This window comes from Xenorhabdus innexi (genome assembly GCF_002632485.1).
Taxonomy (GTDB): domain Bacteria; phylum Pseudomonadota; class Gammaproteobacteria; order Enterobacterales; family Enterobacteriaceae; genus Xenorhabdus; species Xenorhabdus innexi.
The window spans coordinates 1-518 of sequence record NZ_NIBU01000253.1 but is presented as its reverse complement, the minus strand read 5'-3'; the positions used below and the strand labels follow the sequence as shown (position 1 = coordinate 518).

General features: G+C 60.6%; 1 protein-coding gene. It reads right to left on the bottom strand.

Going from position 1 to position 518, the window contains the following annotated elements:
- A partial coding sequence (locus tag Xinn_RS21445; RefSeq protein ID WP_153043446.1) for a TraC family protein occupies window positions 1-518 on the bottom strand: 518 nt, incomplete at both ends.

Here is a 518-nt window from a genome sequence, read left to right as displayed (position 1 = left end):
ACTTCCTGCACATCCTGCCGGACACGCAGCGATTCGGTGTTGTCCCCCACGGCATTTTTCGCCAGCCGGGTAAAATCCTCTTCCAGCCGATCCTGTGCCTGCGCCACAATCGTCAGCGACACCACCGTGCCTGCCGGCATCATATCCATCAGGGTATTGATATTGTCCCCCCGTTTCACTTCACCGGTCAGTGTGCCCGGCTCGGGCGGCCGACGCAGGCGTTCCACCGGGATCGCTTTGTGCGGCAGGTTGTCAAACCACCAGACACCGGCCTCGGGATCAGACACCGGCGGGGTAAACCACAGGCTTTCGGCAAAATCCGTGCTGACGGAGAGATCCGATTGCGCGGGTGTGGCATAACTGACCGCCCGGTAAAAATCGGCTTTTGCCATCCCCCAGTCCGGCGCCGGATTAAAATGCCGTAACAGCCAGCGGTGGATTTGTTCTCCCTGTTGGCGGCGGGCTGTCACACCGGCGGCGGCCAGTGATGAGACCAGTCGTTCACAGACCTGATTGAG